Below are 15238 nucleotides of genomic sequence, written 5' to 3'. Positions count from 1 at the left end.
TAACCATGGAAGATTTTCTGAAAAACTGGATTGCCGCCAATACCGGGGCCGATGCCGCGACCCTGGCGCGGGATACGCCGTTGCTGGCGGCGGGCATGCTGGATTCGCTCAAGCTGATGGAAATGATCACGGCCATCGAACAGGAGACCGGCCGCGAACTGCCCCTGGAAGAGGTCGTCGAGGAGAATTTCGAGACGCTGGATGCGATCCTGGCCATGGTCTCGCGCAGCGCCGCCTGACCGCGCGGCGCCCTGGCCGGGGCCATGGCGGAGCCACCCACGCGGCGCCTAGCCGCGCCGGGCCAGCCCGTGCATCAGCGCGCGCTTGGCGTGGTGGATGCGGGTCTTGACCGTACCCAGTGGAATGCCTTCGATCCGGGCGATGTCCTCGCAGGTCATGTCTTCGAAATAGGCCAGCCGCAGCACCACCCTTTGCGCCGGTTTCAGCCGGGCCATGGCGTCGCGCAGGCGGTGGGCATCCTGGGCGGCTTCGACCACGGTCTGGGCATCGGGCGCCTCGCTGACCCGGTCGGGCAGGATGTCGACGAAGGACAGAGGGGCCGAACGGCGCATCCGGTCGACCAGCTTGTTGCGCGCGATGGCAAAGAGCCAGGTGCGCACGCTGGAGCGCCCGCCGTGGCGGGGCGGCTGGTTCCAGATCAGCAACATGGTGTCGTGCACGATGTCTTCGGACAGGGCCTCGTCCTGGCAACGGCTGCGCAGGAAGGCCCGCAGGGCATCGTTGTGGCGTTCGTAGAATGCGCGCATTGCGGCGCTGTCGCCCCGGGCGATGCGGGTGAGCAGGGCGGCATCGTCATCTGCGGCGGCGGCGGGCAGGCCGGGGGCGGGCGGGGCAATCGGGCGGGCAATGGCGGACATCCGGGACCTCGCGGTGGATCGGCAACGGGAAAAGGCGACGGCCGGCACCCCGGAGCGGGGCGGGCGTCGTTGCGACAGCTACGGGCAGAGGTCTGGAGCATCACCGTTGGCGCCAGCGTTGTAACCGGCGTGGGACGGCGTTGTTTTTCACCCCGGTGCCGTGGAAACGGGCAGTTGGAGCGGGTTGGCCGGATCGGAGAGGGGGGCGGCCCGGTGGGCGGGAAAGGGTGAGGGCCGGACCGGCAGTACAGGGTGGTCAGACGACAGAGGGTGGCGACCGGGTGGTCAGACGACAGAGGGTGGCGACCGGCCAGACGCCTGCGACCAGACAGAGAGCGGCGAGCGGACCAGAGAGGGTGGCCGGAGCGATGGAAGGGCCGACCGACCGTCGGTGTCAGTTGCGGATGGCCTGCCCGCGCTCCGCAAGCGGGCTGTGACACACCCCGTCACGCGCTGGATCGACACCCACGTCCCGTCGCCGGTTCGGCCAGTGACGGGGGCGCCCGGTCCGCTCAACGGGGGCCGGTCGGGGCGGCCGGGTCGGGGCGGTTGGTCAGTAAAGCTTGCCCCGGGCGGTCACCGGCCAGAGCGTTTCGACGACACCGCCGCGCAGGCCGACATACCAATCGTAAAGGTTGCAGGTCGGGTCGCAATGGCCGGGCACCAGCATGACCCGGTCGCCCGGCGTCAACAGGCCCCGGGGATCGCTGATCGTGCCATGTTCGTCCGACGCCCCGGTATAGCGCAGCCCGTCGCGGTCGATGCGCGGCAACCCGCTGTCGACCGACAGGGCCTTGAGCCCGGCGTCGCAGATCGCCCGGTCGGGGCCGGGACGGCTCATGACCTCGGCCATCACGAACAGGGCGTTTTCCATGCCGCCGGGCCGGCTGCCATCGGCCCCGGTGACGCGGTCGTAATCGGCATCCATGAAGACATAGGACCCGCATTGCAGCTCGTTGATCTCGCCCAGCCCGGCATCCAGCGTGAAGGACCCGGTGCCCGCCCCACCGATGGTCTCGCAGGCAAATCCGGCCTCGGTCAGCGCCGTGCGGGTCAGGGCCGTCGCACGGGCGGCCGCATGGGCGGCCTCGGCCCGGGCCTGCGGATCGCGGATGTGCTGCAACGCGCCCTGGTAGGCCTGCAACCCGTTGAAGGACAGCCCCGGGGCTTCGTCGATCCGGCGGGCCAGTTCGACGGCGGCCGGCCCGGGGGGCAGGCCGCAACGCCCGGCGCCCACGTCGATTTCCACCAGCACGCCGATCCGGGTGCCCGCGGCCTCGGCCGCATGGGACAGGGTGGCCACCTGGCCGGCATCGTCGACACAGACCTGCACCCGGGCCCGTCCGGCCAGGGCCGCCAGCCGCGCGGCGCGGCGCGGGCCGTGGATCTCGTTGGACACCAGCACGTCGGTGATGCCCGCCCGGACCAGCGCCTCGGCTTCGGACACCTTTTGGCAGCAGATCCCGCAGGCTCCGCCGCGCTGCATCTGGATGCGGGCGATGTCGGCCGATTTGTGGGTCTTGGCATGGGCGCGCAGGCGCAGCCCGTGGCCGGTCACGAACGCGCGCATCCGGGCGATGTTGCGGTCAAAGGCGTCCAGGTCGATGACCAGCGCCGGGGTCATCACGTCGCTCAGCGCGTCGCCGGGGCGGGCGGGAATGTCAAAGCCGATCTCTGCCGTATCCGGGATCATGCGGCTGTCCTTCCCTGTCGTTCTGCCTGCGACGCTTGGTAACCCGAAGCGGCCCGGCGGTGCAATTGCCGCCGGGCCTGAGGGCTCAGGCCACGTCCTCGCCCAGGTAGGCGCTGCGGATGCGCGGATCGGCCAGCAGGTCGCCGGCCGGGCCTTCGAGCACGATGCGCCCGGTCTGCAGCACATAGCCGTAATCGGCGATGCGCAGGGCCATGGACGCGTTCTGTTCGACCATGAAGATCGACACGCCGGTCTTGTTGACCGTGGCGATCAGTTCGAGCACCCGGTCGACATACTTGGGCGACAGGCCCATCGTCGGCTCGTCCATGATGATCAGCTTGGGCCGGCCCATCAGCGCCCGGGCCATGGCCACCATCTGCTGTTCACCGCCCGACATGGTGCCCGCCTTCTGGCGGATGCGCTCCTTCAGCCGGGGGAACAGGTCGAGCACGCGCTCGTAATCCTCCTGGATGCCGGCCTGGTCCTCGCGGACATAGGCCCCCATCAGCAGGTTTTCCCGCACGCTCATGTCGCCGAACAATCGCCGCGCCTCGGGCACGGTCGAAATGCCCGCGCGCACGATCTCCGAGGTCGGCGCGCCGGTGATGTCCTTGCCTTCCATCGTGACCGACCCGGTCTTGGGGACCTGCAGGCCCAGGATTGTCTTCATCGTGGTCGACTTGCCCGAGGCATTGCCGCCCAGCAGGCAGACGATGGATTGCTCGGGCACGCTCAGCGAGACATCGAAATGCACCTGGACCGGCCCGTAGAAGGAATTGCAGTTCTTCAGTTCCAGCAGCGGCTTCTTCATGACGCGCCTCCGATTGCGGGCATCAGCTCGGCCTCGGCCGGGGTGTCGCCGCCGATCGTCGAATGGCCCAGGTAGGCCTCGATCACCTTGGGATCGTTGCGCACCTCGGCCGGCGTGCCCTGGGAAATCACCTTGCCGTTGTCCATCGCCATCACCCGGTCCGACAGCTGCATGACCATGTTGAGCTTGTGCTCGATCAGCAGGATCGTCCGGCCCTGGGCCTTCAGATCGCCGATGATCGCCTGCATCTCGGCCGTTTCGCTTTCGTTCATGCCCGCAGTCGGCTCATCCAGGATCAGGATGCGCGGATGCAGGGCCAGCGCCCGGGCGATCTCGACCCGGCGCCGGTTGGCATAGGACAGCGAATAGGTCGGCTGATCGATCCGCGGTGTCAGCCGCTCGCCGAAGGTGGCCACGATCTCGCGCACCTCGGCGCGCATGGCCCCTTCCTCGTCGCGCACCGATTTCGGCCGCACCAGCGCCTTGAGGATCTCGACCAGCGGCGCCACGACCGGCGTGCGCGAGCGCGCCGCCCGCAGCCGGGTGTGGCAGCCGATCAGCACGTTGTCCATGACCGTCAGGTTGCCGAAGACACGGCCGTGCTGAAAGGTCCGGGCCATGCCGATCTCGGCCATCTGGTGGGGCGAGAACCGGGTGATGTCGGTGCCGTCCAGCATGACCTGGCCCTCGTCCATGCGGTCCTGGCCCGAGATCAGGTTGAACAGCGTGGTCTTGCCGGCCCCGTTCGGCCCGATGACCGAGAGGAATTCGCCCTCGGCCACGTGCAGGTCGACATGGTCGACGGCCGTGATGCCGCCGAAGCGCCGGGTGATGCCCGTCGCGGTGAGAAGTGGTTCGGTCATGGTCAGCCGCTCCCCAGAAGGCCCTGAGGCCGGAACCGGATCAGAAGGATCAGGGCCACGCCGTAGAACATCATGCGATACTCGGCCAGCGCGCGGAACATCTCGGGCAGGGCCGCGACGAGGATCGCGCCAAGCACCGCACCGGTGATGTTCCCAAGGCCGCCGAGGATCGCGATGGTCAGGATCAGGACGGAAATCAGAAGGTTGAAGGTGTCGTAGTTGATATAGCTGAACTGGTGCGCGGTGACCGCCCCCGAGATGCCGGCGATGAAACCGGCAAAGCCGAAGGCCAGCCCCTTGTAGTAGTTCGACGCCACGCCATAGGTCTCGGCGGCCACGGTATCCTCGCGGATGGCCCGCCATGTCCGGCCCAGGTGCGAGCTGAGCAGCCGCGATTGCAGCAGGCCGGCGATGATGACCAGGGCCAGGACAAACCAGTACATCGCCCGGTTCGAAAACAGCGGGATGCCGAAGAGATCCAGTGGCGGGATGCCGTAAAGACCCATCGACCCGTTGGTCACCGAGGTCCAGTTGAGGATCACCAGGGCCACGATCTGGCCCAGGGCCAGGGTGCCGATCGACACGTAGTGACCGCGCAGGCGGAAGGCCGGATAGGCCAGGGCGGTGCCCACGATGGCCGTGACAAAGCCTGCGGCCACCAGGCCAAGCGCGACGGGCAGGCCCTTCATCGTCAGCAGGGCCGAGGCATAGGCCCCGATGGCCAGCAGCGCGGCATGGCCGATCGAGATCATGCCCACCGTGCCCGCGATCAGGGTCAGCGAGATGCCGGCCAGCGCGTAGAGGAAGGCATTGGTCATGACCTGGGTGATGTAGGGCTGGCCGGCCAGGGGCACGGCCACGGCCAGGGCAATCAGCACGGCCATCAGCCATTTCGGGATCTGCACCGGCTTGTTGCGGGTGACGAAGGTGCCGGTCATCGGCTCGGCCTGGCGTTCCCGGGCCTTGGCGAACAGCCCGTTGGGCTTGAACAGCAGCATCAGGAGCAGCACGGCAAAGGCAAAGAGATCGCGGTAGCTGGCCCCGAAGAAGGCGATGCCATAGCTTTCGATCAGGCCCAGGATCAGCCCGCCTCCGATGGCACCCGGCACGTTGGCCATGCCGCCGATGACGATGGCCACCATGCCCTTGAGCATGATCTGGAACGAGGTGTTGGGATCGATGTTGTTGTAATAGAGCCCGACGAGCAGCCCGGCGATGGCCCCCAGTGCTCCGGCCACGCCAAAGACCGTCATGTTGACGCCGTTGATGTTGACGCCCATCTGCTTGGCCGCGTCATCGTCCTGGGCCGTGGCCCGCACGGCCATGCCGATCTTGGTGTAGAACAGGAACCCGTAGAGCAGCGCGGCCGACAGCACGCCGGTCACGAAGATCACGATGTCCAGGGTGCCGATCGTGCCGGTGCCCAGCGGGATGCGCCAGTCGGGCAGGTTGGCCGACAGCGCCCGGGGCGTGGGCGAGAACAGGATGTGCACCAGCTGGTCCAGGATCAGCCCGACGCCGATCGTGGCCAGCAGCGGGGCGATGCGCGACTGGCGGTTGAGCGGCCGGATGGCCAGCCATTCGATCAGCGCGCCGATCACGCCGCCGCCAAGCGCCACGACGATCACGGTCAGCCACAGCGGCAGGCCAAGGCCCATCAGGCAGGTCCAGCCGATATAGGCGCCCACCGTGAAGACGGCGCCATGGGCAAAGTTGATCAGGTTCGCCACGCCGAAGATCAGCGCCAGGCCGACGGCCATCAGCGCATAGATCGACCCGATGACGACGCCGGCGATCGTGAAATCGAGCCAGGCGGTCTGGATGAATTCTAGCATTGTCTAAAGGGCTCCGCACGGGACGGTCGGGCAATGACGCCCGTCCGCGGGCATTGGGGTGGGGGCAGGACGGCGCGCGACAGGGGCGCCGTCCGGGAGAGGCTTGTGTGGGGGCGGATCAGTCTTCGTAGATCTCGAAGGCACCGTCCTTGACGATCAGCGGCGTGATCACCGGGCCGGACACCCGGCGGGTCTCGGCATCAAAGGCCACCTCGGGGAACATCACCGCCGGCAGGCCCGAGATCTGGCCCAGCCCGTCCTTGATCTCTTCGCGGGTGGTGCCGTATTCGCGCATCACCGCGGCCAGGATGTTGATCGCGTCATAGGCCATGGCGTTGAAGCTGTTGGGCTCGTGGCCATAGGTTTCCTCGAAGGATTTCACGAAGTCCTGGATCTCGGCCCGGGGGAAGCTGGGCGAGAAATAGGCCGTGGTATAGACACCTTCCGAGGCATCGCCGGCCAGTTCGATGAAATCGGGCGAGAAGATCGAACCGACACCCAGCACGGGCACCTCGATCCCCGCGTCCTTGACCTGGCGGGCGATCAGCGCGCCGTCGGGGTAGTAGCTTTCCATCATGATCCCGTCGGGCGCGGCCGACTTGATGCGCGTCAGCGTGGCGCGGAAATCCTTCTCGTCGGGCAGGTAACCTTCGGCCGCGACGATCTCGCCGCCGAGGGCTTCGAAGGCCTCGACAAAGAGGTTCTTGGCCGTGGTGCCCCAATCGGTGTTCAGGTGCAGCACGGCGATCTTGCGCATGCCCAGCCCTTCATAGGCGAATTCGGCCAGCAGGGGCTGTTCCTGGCTCTGCGGGATCGACGACGACCAGATGTAATCGCCGGCCTTGGTGAAATCGGGATGCGAGTTGGTGAACCCGAACTGAACCAGGCCCGCGCGCTGGTAGAGCGGCGAGGCGGCCATCGAGGAAGTGGACGAGAAATCACCGACTTCCACGACGATCTTCGGGTCGTTGATGAACTTCTGGGCGATGGCCACGGTCTGGCGCGGATCGTTCTGGCTGTCTTCAAAGACATATTCCAGCGGCGTGCCATTGATGCCGCCATCGGCGTTGATCGCGTCGAGCGCCAGGTCGAACCCTTCGACCCAGGCCTGGCCATATTGCGCCGCCGGGCCGGTCTTGGGGCCGGTCACGCCGATGGTGATCGTGTCCTGGGCGGCGGCCGCGCCGGCCATGGCCAGCCCCATGGCCAGCCCGCCAAGGCCGCGCCGGGTGATGCGGAAGGAAGAGGTCTTTGTCATGTCAGGTCCCTGTTTCTTAAGTGTTTGGAATGGTTTGAAAGTCGTTCTTCATCAACTGGCCGAAGCATTGGAACCGGCGGCCGTCAGGTCGGCCAGCGTGTCCGTGTCCAGCCGGATCTCGGCCGCGCCGAGCAGGTCGTGCAGCTGGTCGAGGCTCGTGGCCGAGGTGATCGGCGCGGCCACGGTGGGCTGCGCCATCAGCCAGGCCAGCGCCACCTGGGCCGGCGTGGCGCCCAGGGTCTCGGCCGCCCGGTCCAGCGCGGCCAGCACGCGGTGGCCCTTGGGATTGAGATAGCGCTCGACATCGCCGCCCCGCGCCCGGTTGCGGGCGGTGTCCTCGGGCACGCGGTACTTGCCGGTCAGGAAACCGCTGGCCAGCGAGAAATACGGGATGGCCGACACCTGACGCTCGGCGCAGAGCGCGGCCAGCGAGCCTTCGAAGGCCCATTCATAGGTGTCGCGGTCATAGAGGTTGTAGGGCGGCTGCAACGTCTGAAAGCGTGGCAGGCCGTGGGCCTCGGCGTGATCCAGCGATTGCTTCAGCCGGGGATAGAGGAAGTTCGACGCGCCGATGGCCCGCACCTTGCCGTCGCGGATCAGCCGGTCATAGGCGCCCAGCATCTCGTCGGGCTGGGTCAGCAGGTCGTCGCGATGGGCCTGGTAGAGGTCGATGCAATCGACACGCAGGCGCTTCAGGCTGCCTTCGACCGATTTCAGGATGTAATCCGCGCTGAGATCCGCGCCGCCCGGCGTGCGGGGCGAGCCGCATTTGGTCGCCAGCACGACACGGTCGCGCTTGCCCGTGGCGGCCAGCCAGTCGCCGATGATCGTTTCGGATTCACCGCCCGAATTGCCGGGCAGCCAGAACGAATAGACATCGGCCGTGTCGATCATGTTGAAGCCGCGGTCGGTGAAGGCATCGAGCAGCCGGTGCGACATGGCCGGATCGGCCGTCCAGCCAAAGACCGAGCCGCCAAAGGCGATGGGGGCGACGTAAAGGTCCGACTGGCCCAGGCGGCGGCGGGCGGGGGTGGCTATGGCGTCCATGATCGTCTCAGCGTGCGGTCTTGTTGACATGTTCGGGGGCATAGAACGGCGTCGGTTCCAGCTCGTGTTCCTCTTCCCAGGCCTGGAGCCCGGCGAAGATCGGGTCGAAATCCTCGGTGAAGAGGCGCCGGGTGATGGCCGTGACCAGCCGTTCGGGCGCGACATCCAGCGCCGGCACGTCCAGCGCCATGAACCCGGCGCTCATGTGCGAGGCGGCGTTGAACAGGTGGATGCGGTCCAGCGGCGTCTCGTCGCGCGATTGCAGCTCGAACCCGTCGCCGAGATAGGGATGCAGGCCCAGGTGCGGCCGTTCCATCCCGGGCGGCGGGGCATAGGCATCGCGCCACAGGCGGATCGCGCCGTTGATCGAGGCAAAGAGCGGCTCGGCCGACAGGTCGACGCGAAAGCCGGTGCCCAGCAGCAGGAAATCGTAATCACCCGAGGGGCCGTTTTCGACCTCGATGCGCACGCCGGTTTCGCTGGGCGTGGCGCTGCGGAACCGGGTGCCGAAATGCAGGCGCATGCCGGGCTGCGCCAGGCAGCGCAGCATGGTTTCATGGGGCGGCACGCCGGTCATCAGGTCGAGATAGACGGCCAGCCGCCAGCGATCGGCATCGGGCAGGGCCTGCCAGCCTTCCAGGAAGCCCATGGCGCTGGACGGCCGCCCCTTGTTGAGCTGCGGCAGGGCCGGGCGGCGCGACAGCACGTCGACCGAGGCCGCCCCCCGTTCCAGCGCCGTGGCCACGTTGTCGAAGGCCGAGGCGCCAACGCCTAGGACGGCGATGCGCTTGCCCTTCAGCCGGTCGAAATCGATGTCGTGCATAGTGTGGGCCATGCGGTCGGGGCCCAGCTCGGCCGACACCCCGGGCACGCTGGCCCAGCCGCCGGTGCCGGCCCGGCCGGTGGCCACGATGACATGCTTGGCATAAAGCGTCGTGCCATCGGCCAGGGCAACGGCCACGTGGTCGGCCGCCGGGCGCAGGTCGACGGCCTCGGCCCCGTTGCGCACCGGCAGGGCCAGCACCCGGCGCACCCACAGGACATAATCCTGCCAGTCCTGGTTGGGGATCTTGTACAGCGCGTCCCAGGCCGCATCGCCATGGGTGGCGCGATACCAGCTCTGGAAGGTCAGCCGGGGAATGCCGGCGCAGATGCCCGGCAGCTGCTTGGGCGAGCGCAGGGTGGGCATGCGCGCATAGGTCACCCAGGGGCCTTCGCGGCCCTCGGGCGCGCGGTCGAGCAGCTCGAAATCGGCGATGCCCGCGAATTTCAGCGCCACGCCCACGCCGATGCCGAACTGGCCGGCGCCGATCACCAGCACGTCGCGCAGGGGCTTGCCGTCGGGGCCGGGTCGCGGGGCGGTCCAGGTCTTGCGCGGCAGGCCCAGCCGGTCGAGATCGACGGCCAGCCCGGCCTCGAGGGCGGTCAGCCCGGTGTCATTGGCCGGGGCCGGCGAAAGGCCCGGCGCGTTCAGATCGCCGGGCGCGGCAAAAGCAGTCATGTCGGTCTCGCTTCCTGCGTGGTCTTGGTCGTATCGGTCCGGTCGGAGGGGCGACCGGGCACCGGCGTCCGGCGTCCTGCGGGATCTTGTGCCGGTTTTTGTCCCTGGCGCGCCGATGCCGCCGTTTCATCCAGCCTAGCCCCGCCGCCCCGCAATTTTGACGCGTCCTCGGCAGGGGCGCGGGCATTTCGCACCTGCAGAATTCGACGATCCCCGCTCACGGCGACGTGAATTTGCGCGTGGCGCGGGCTTTCATCAAACCTGACGCGCCACGCAGGGCCCTGGCGGAACCGTCGCGCGGGCCGGGCAGGGGATTCGCTGCGCTGCAGCCGGGCGGAAGCCGGGCAGGCAGAGGCGGGCGAACAGGGCCGCAGGGCGCGGCGGAGGAGGGCATCGGCGTGGTCCAAGGGGCGGACCACGGGGCAGGGATCAGACATAATGGGTCGGGATCTGCCCTGTGCTCTTCACCTCTTCCATCGAGATGTAGGACGACACGTCAAAGAAATTCACCCGCGCCACCAGGCGCTTGTAGATGATGTCCCAATGTTCGACATCGGGCAGCACGACCTTGAGCAGGTAATCGATGTTGCCGGTCAGGCGCTGTGCCTCGACGATCTCGGGAATGTCGGCCACGGCGCTGCGAAAGTTCTCCAGCCAGCTGGTCGAATGGTCGGAGGTGCGGATCAGCACGTAGACCGTCGTGGGCACCTGCATCTTGCGCCGGTCCAGGATCGCCACGCGGCGCATGATATAGCCATCCGAGGTCAGCCGACGGATGCGGCGCCAGCAGGCGGATACGGACAGGGCCACGCGTTCGGCCATGTCATTGACCGGCAATTCGGCATCTTCCTGCAGCAATGCCAACAGCTTACGGTCTCGGTCGTCGATCATCGGGCGCAGCCTCGTTTTCTGGTCGGGCCTCCCCCCTTGGGAGGTGACGCTACGAAACCCCGGGGCGAGGGCCAGTGTAAATGCCGTCCAGCCGCGCTTTGGTCGCAGGATGCGCAAGTTCGGACCGGCCGTGGCGCCGGATCTGCACAGAAATTGCGCAGGCCCGGGGCGCCGGGCGCCACCGCGGCGCGGGGCAGGGACCGGGCGGATCGGCGCGAGTCGCCCCTGCGGATGGTTCGGCGCCCCTCTGCGCGTGGTTTGACCGGCGGGGGCGTTGCGCCGGCCCCGCACGCAAACGAATCGCGCAGAACCAGGATCTACGCAAAATCCTGTCGCATGTCCTTCTATAATCTCGACGCAATCGGTGCGGGCCGTCCCCAGACCGCAATTCCGTGCCACCAACCCTTCTCTCGAGACCCGGAACATTCCATGCCATTCGCCCCCTTCCGCGACGCCCTGCGAAGGCCCGATCCTGTTGCGGCGCTGCGCGCCGGGCTGATCGGCGATGAAATCGCCATCGACACGCCCTTTGGCCGGCAGGCCCTGCTTTATGCCGATTACACCGCGTCCGGGCGCGCCCTGCGCCAGGTCGAGGATTTCGTGGCGGACCATGTCCTGCCCTATTATGCCAACAGCCATACCGAAGCGTCCTATTGCGGCGCGGCAATGACCCGGATGCGCGAGGCCGCCCGGGCCGAGATTGCCCGGATGACCGGCTGCGGGCCGGATTGCCACGTGATATTTGCCGGCTCGGGCGCGACGGGCGGGATAAACCGCATCGTCGGTCTGCTGGACGTTGCCGCTCTGGTGGCGGACGGGGGCCGTGCGGAGATCGTTATAGGCCCATACGAGCACCATTCCAATATCCTTCCGTGGCGCGAGACCGGGGCGCATGTGGTCGAGCTGGCCGAGGCCGAGGACGGCGGGCCGGACCGGGCGGCGCTGGCCGCGGCGCTGTCGGCGGCGGCGGGGGCCGACCTGGTTGTCGTGGCCCTGTCGGCGGCGTCGAATGTCACCGGAATCCTTGCGGATACAGAGGAACTGACCCGCCAGATCAAGGCTGCCGGGGCGTTGGCGGTCTGGGATTACGCGGCCTGCGCGCCCTATGTGCCCATCGACATGGGGCAGGGCGAGACGGCCAAGGATGCCATTGTCTTTTCACCCCACAAGTTCGCCGGCGGGCCGGGATCGAGCGGTGTGCTGCTGCTGCGCGACACTCTGCCGCGCCGGGCCCGGCCGACGGCCCCGGGCGGCGGATCGGTGCGCTTTGTCTCGCCCTGGGATCACGCCTACAGCGCCAGCATCGAGGCGCGCGAAGAGGCCGGCACGCCCAACATCATCGCCGACATCCGCGCGGCGCTGGCGCTGATGGTCAAGGAGGCCGTGGGCACCGATGTCATCGCCGCCCGCGATGCGGCCCTGCGCCAGCGCGCGCTGGACGCCTGGCGCGCGGTGCCGCAGATCGAATTGCTGGGCAATCCCCGGGCGGCCAATGCCCTGCCGGTCTTTTCGTTCCGGGTGCGGGCGCCGGGCGGGGGCCATGTGCATCACCAGCTCTTCACGCGCATGCTCAGCGATTTCAGGGGGATACAGGCCCGGGGCGGCTGTGCCTGCGCGGGGCCCTATGCCCATCGGCTGCTCGATCTCGACCGGGCGGAATCGCTGCGCATCTTCGACCGGCTGGGCGCGGGGCAAGAGCTTGACCGGCCGGGCTGGGTGCGGCTCAACCTGGGTTACCTGCTCAGCGACGACCAGGCCGGGCGCATCATCGACGGTGTGGCCAGCCTGGCCCGCCAGGCGCCCGAGCTGGCCTGCCATTATGCCTCGGACATGGCCACCGCGCGGTTCCGCCCGCTGGATGCGGCGGAATAGTCGCGCGGCGCCGGCCAGCCCGGGACGGAGACAGACCGGCGCGGGCGCTTCCGGCCGGATATCACAAGGGAAGACCAGATGATTGACGTGATCGACCTTCTTGCCGGGCTGGCGCCCGACGCGCACATGCGCGCGGCGCGGCCGGTGGCCCGCGAGAATGCGCAAAAGAGCCATTACGCGCTGATGGGCGCCCCGGCGGCGGGCATGATGCCCCTGTCCGAGCGGCTGGCCGTGGCGGCCTTTGTGGCCGGGCTGCACCGCGACGGGCCGGCGACCGGCCATTACACCGCCCTGCTCGAGGGGTCGGAGGCCGCCGAGCTGGCCCCGGCCGTGGCCGAGGCCACGCTGAGCGGGCTGGCCGAAGGGCCCTATGGCGCCTATCCGCCCGGCCCGCTCAGCGCCGAGGACCAGCCCGGGCCGGTCTTTGCCGCCGATGCCGGGGCGCTTGGCGCGCGGCTGGCCGTGGCCTTCGACTATGTCCACATGCTGGTGTTTCATCCGCGCGATGCCGCCCGGGCCGACATGGAACGGCTGGCCGCGGCCGGCTGGTCGGCCACCGATATCGTCACCCTGTCGCAGCTGGTGTCGTTCCTGTGTTTCCAGATCCGCGCCGCTGCCGGTCTGAAGACCCTGGCCGCAACGCTGTGAGTGCCTCTGCGAAGGAAAGCCCGATGACCGACATCCTGACCCATGACCATGCCGAGCCCGATGCCTTTACCCGCGACGAGCTGGGCTGGCTGCCCTGGCTGGCGCCGCTGGAAGAGCCCGATCTGACCGAACGCCAATGGGAGGCGCTGGTTCAGAAATCTCGGTCCAAGATGCCCTATTTCATGTTGCTGGCCCGCGACCCGGACATCCTGGAATACCGCACGCGCACCGACATGGACATCTTCTACAATCCCGAGGCCGGATTGCCGCGGGCCGATCGCGAACTGGCCGCCGCTGCCGCCTCGCGGTTCAACGGCTGCATCTTCTGCGCCTCGGTCCATGCCCGTTTCGCCGCCCATCATTCCAAGCGGCCCGAGGACGTGCAGCGCCTGCTGGACGACGGGGTGGGCGCGCGGATCGATCCGCGCTGGGATGCCATCATCGACGCCGCCGCCGCGCTGTCGGCCACGCCCTCGCGGTTCGGTCCCGACCATGTCGCGGCGCTGCGCGCGGCGGGGATCGACGACCAGGGCATTGCCGATGCGATCTATGCCATTGCCTTCTTCAACTGGGCCAACCGGCTGATGCTGTCGCTGGGCCTGCCCACGCCGCCGGCCGGGGGCTGAGCATATCGCCGCCCGGCCCATTATGGGGCGGGCGGCACCGCGCCGGGCCAGAGGGCCGGGGGGCCGGGCAGGGCGCGGCTGGCGCACACGCCGGGGCAGGACGACACGGCGATTCGGCCCGCAGGGCCCGAGGAGGTTGCGCGCTGCCCGGTTTTTGGGCAGACAGGTCGATGTTGCATCGTTCGTGTCACAATGATTCCGGGCCGGGCTTGCCAGGCCGGTCCGATCCGAAAAAAGAACATGCGAATGATCACGACCAACTTCCTGCGGGGACCTTTCATGAAAACCACTTTGCAGATCTCGGCGATCGCGCTGGCCGCATCGGCCGCGATGGCCGGCATGGCCCGGGCCGAAACCCTCACCATTTCCTGGTGGGGCTATAACGGCGACAAGCTGAACGCCAACATCATCGAGCCGTTCAAGGAGAAATGCGGCTGCGACGTGGTCTTTGAAACCGGCAACAACGCCGACCGGCTGGGCAAGCTGACCGCCCGCGGCGGCAAGGGCGTCGACGTCATCTACCTGACCGACAGCTATTCCCAGCTGGGCATCGAAAGCGGCATCTTCCAGGAACTGGACCGCTCGCGCCTGCCGAATGTCGAAAAGCTCTATGACATCGCCCAGGCCCCGCAGGGCAATTACGGCCCGGCCTATGCCGTCGGCCGCGCGGGCATCGTCTATGATGCCGAGAAAGTCGAGCCGATCACGTCCTGGGGCGACCTGTGGCGCGAAGACCTGGCCAGCGCCGTGACCCTGCCCGGGATCACCACGACCGCCGGCCCGATGGTCGTTGTCATGGCCGGCAAGCATGCCGGCGTCGACGCCTACGACGACACCGACGCGGCCTTCGCGGCGATCGAAGAACTCAAGCCCAACACGGTGAAGAACTACAACACCGGGTCGGAAATGGTGAACCTGATCTCGACCGGCGAGGCCTCGGTGGCCATCGCCCAGGATTTCACCCTGGCCTCGATGCAGGCGGCCGTGCCCTCGATGGTCTGGGCCGACCTGGACGACGGCGACATCGCCACGCTCAACACGGTGAACATCCCCACCGGCGCGGCCAATGTCGACCTGGCCTATGACTTCATCAACTTCATCCTGTCGACCGAGGTCCAGCAGGTGAACGGGGAACAGGGCGTCGATGCGCCGGTCAACACCGAGGTCGAACTGACCCCGGAACAGGCCTCCATCTGGACCTATGGCCCCGAGGCGATCGCCTCGCTCAACCGCATGGATTATGCCAAGATGAACGCGGCCAAGACCGACTGGATCGACCGCTGGAACGAGATTTTCGGCATGTAAGGCGCCAATT

Annotated in this window: 14 protein-coding genes; 5 read left to right on the top strand and 9 right to left on the bottom strand. The window is 67.9% G+C overall.

All coding sequences use genetic code 11. From position 1 onward, the window contains the following. Nucleotides 1-5: 5 nt before the first annotated feature. Nucleotides 6-239, top strand: coding sequence for an acyl carrier protein (locus tag ACK3BB_RS16615; RefSeq protein ID WP_428925754.1), 234 nt, complete (start codon nucleotides 6-8; stop codon nucleotides 237-239). Nucleotides 240-287: 48 nt separating this feature from the next. Here ACK3BB_RS16615 and ACK3BB_RS16610 read toward each other — a convergent pair whose 3' ends face one another. The 9 genes from ACK3BB_RS16610 to ACK3BB_RS16570 form a co-directional block, all read right to left on the bottom strand. Then, nucleotides 288-878: an RNA polymerase sigma factor gene (locus tag ACK3BB_RS16610; RefSeq protein WP_428925753.1), complete on the bottom strand. Its 591-nt coding sequence runs from the start codon at nucleotides 876-878 to the stop codon at nucleotides 288-290. A gap of 553 nt (nucleotides 879-1431) precedes the next feature. Next, complete coding sequence (locus ACK3BB_RS16605; RefSeq protein ID WP_428925752.1) at nucleotides 1432-2571, bottom strand: DSD1 family PLP-dependent enzyme; 1140 nt, start codon at nucleotides 2569-2571, stop codon at nucleotides 1432-1434. An 85-nt stretch (nucleotides 2572-2656) separates the two neighbouring features. Next, nucleotides 2657-3382 carry an ABC transporter ATP-binding protein gene (locus ACK3BB_RS16600; protein WP_428925751.1) on the bottom strand — a complete coding sequence of 242 codons (726 nt, stop codon included), beginning with the start codon at nucleotides 3380-3382 and terminating at the stop codon, nucleotides 2657-2659. Further along, nucleotides 3379-4245: an ABC transporter ATP-binding protein gene (locus ACK3BB_RS16595; protein ID WP_428925750.1), complete on the bottom strand. Its 867-nt coding sequence runs from the start codon at nucleotides 4243-4245 to the stop codon at nucleotides 3379-3381. Before ACK3BB_RS16595 ends, ACK3BB_RS16600 begins: the two co-directional genes overlap by 4 nt. 2 nt (nucleotides 4246-4247) lie before the next feature. After that, the gene (locus ACK3BB_RS16590) at nucleotides 4248-6080 is read right to left on the bottom strand and encodes an ABC transporter permease (RefSeq protein WP_428925749.1); all 1833 of its coding nucleotides are present in this window, start codon (nucleotides 6078-6080) and stop codon (nucleotides 4248-4250) included. Between the two features lie 118 nt (nucleotides 6081-6198). After that, nucleotides 6199-7338: an ABC transporter substrate-binding protein gene (locus ACK3BB_RS16585; protein WP_428925748.1), complete on the bottom strand. Its 1140-nt coding sequence runs from the start codon at nucleotides 7336-7338 to the stop codon at nucleotides 6199-6201. Between the two features lie 51 nt (nucleotides 7339-7389). Continuing rightward, nucleotides 7390-8385, bottom strand: a complete 996-nt coding sequence (locus tag ACK3BB_RS16580) for an aldo/keto reductase (protein WP_428925747.1) — start codon at nucleotides 8383-8385, stop codon at nucleotides 7390-7392. A gap of 7 nt (nucleotides 8386-8392) precedes the next feature. After that, entirely contained in the window at nucleotides 8393-9886 is a 1494-nt protein-coding gene (locus tag ACK3BB_RS16575; RefSeq protein ID WP_428925746.1) for an NAD(P)-binding domain-containing protein, read from the bottom strand. Nucleotides 9887-10315: 429 nt separating this feature from the next. Then, a complete protein-coding gene (locus tag ACK3BB_RS16570; protein ID WP_428925745.1) occupies nucleotides 10316-10777 on the bottom strand; it encodes an Lrp/AsnC family transcriptional regulator in 462 nt (153 codons plus the stop codon). Between the two features lie 429 nt (nucleotides 10778-11206). Here ACK3BB_RS16570 and ACK3BB_RS16565 point away from each other — a divergent pair, with 429 nt between their 5' ends. From ACK3BB_RS16565 to ACK3BB_RS16550, 4 genes are all read left to right on the top strand, one after another. Next, nucleotides 11207-12649 carry an aminotransferase class V-fold PLP-dependent enzyme gene (locus tag ACK3BB_RS16565; protein ID WP_428925744.1) on the top strand — a complete coding sequence of 481 codons (1443 nt, stop codon included), beginning with the start codon at nucleotides 11207-11209 and terminating at the stop codon, nucleotides 12647-12649. Between the two features lie 78 nt (nucleotides 12650-12727). Beyond that, entirely contained in the window at nucleotides 12728-13297 is a 570-nt protein-coding gene (locus ACK3BB_RS16560; RefSeq protein ID WP_428925743.1) for a CMD domain protein, read from the top strand. Between the two features lie 23 nt (nucleotides 13298-13320). After that, the gene (locus ACK3BB_RS16555; protein ID WP_428925742.1) at nucleotides 13321-13923 is read left to right on the top strand and encodes an alkylhydroperoxidase domain protein; all 603 of its coding nucleotides are present in this window, start codon (nucleotides 13321-13323) and stop codon (nucleotides 13921-13923) included. Between the two features lie 279 nt (nucleotides 13924-14202). Beyond that, nucleotides 14203-15228, top strand: coding sequence for an ABC transporter substrate-binding protein (locus tag ACK3BB_RS16550; protein WP_428925741.1), 1026 nt, complete (start codon nucleotides 14203-14205; stop codon nucleotides 15226-15228). Nucleotides 15229-15238 lie beyond the last annotated feature (10 nt).

It is taken from the genome of Marinibacterium sp. SX1, from assembly GCF_050389775.1.
Taxonomy (GTDB): domain Bacteria; phylum Pseudomonadota; class Alphaproteobacteria; order Rhodobacterales; family Rhodobacteraceae; genus Marinibacterium.
This window is presented reverse-complemented; position numbering and strand designations above follow the sequence as displayed.

Coding starts and splice junctions, on each gene's coding strand:
- ACK3BB_RS16615 (WP_428925754.1), top strand. CDS start 6: ATGGAAGATTTTCTGAAAAACTGGATTGCCGCCAATACCGGGGCCGAT.
- ACK3BB_RS16610 (WP_428925753.1), bottom strand. CDS start 878: ATGTCCGCCATTGCCCGCCCGATTGCCCCGCCCGCCCCCGGCCTGCCC.
- ACK3BB_RS16605 (WP_428925752.1), bottom strand. CDS start 2,571: ATGATCCCGGATACGGCAGAGATCGGCTTTGACATTCCCGCCCGCCCC.
- ACK3BB_RS16600 (WP_428925751.1), bottom strand. CDS start 3,382: ATGAAGAAGCCGCTGCTGGAACTGAAGAACTGCAATTCCTTCTACGGG.
- ACK3BB_RS16595 (WP_428925750.1), bottom strand. CDS start 4,245: ATGACCGAACCACTTCTCACCGCGACGGGCATCACCCGGCGCTTCGGC.
- ACK3BB_RS16590 (WP_428925749.1), bottom strand. CDS start 6,080: ATGCTAGAATTCATCCAGACCGCCTGGCTCGATTTCACGATCGCCGGC.
- ACK3BB_RS16585 (WP_428925748.1), bottom strand. CDS start 7,338: ATGACAAAGACCTCTTCCTTCCGCATCACCCGGCGCGGCCTTGGCGGG.
- ACK3BB_RS16580 (WP_428925747.1), bottom strand. CDS start 8,385: ATGGACGCCATAGCCACCCCCGCCCGCCGCCGCCTGGGCCAGTCGGAC.
- ACK3BB_RS16575 (WP_428925746.1), bottom strand. CDS start 9,886: ATGACTGCTTTTGCCGCGCCCGGCGATCTGAACGCGCCGGGCCTTTCG.
- ACK3BB_RS16570 (WP_428925745.1), bottom strand. CDS start 10,777: ATGATCGACGACCGAGACCGTAAGCTGTTGGCATTGCTGCAGGAAGAT.
- ACK3BB_RS16565 (WP_428925744.1), top strand. CDS start 11,207: ATGCCATTCGCCCCCTTCCGCGACGCCCTGCGAAGGCCCGATCCTGTT.
- ACK3BB_RS16560 (WP_428925743.1), top strand. CDS start 12,728: ATGATTGACGTGATCGACCTTCTTGCCGGGCTGGCGCCCGACGCGCAC.
- ACK3BB_RS16555 (WP_428925742.1), top strand. CDS start 13,321: ATGACCGACATCCTGACCCATGACCATGCCGAGCCCGATGCCTTTACC.
- ACK3BB_RS16550 (WP_428925741.1), top strand. CDS start 14,203: ATGAAAACCACTTTGCAGATCTCGGCGATCGCGCTGGCCGCATCGGCC.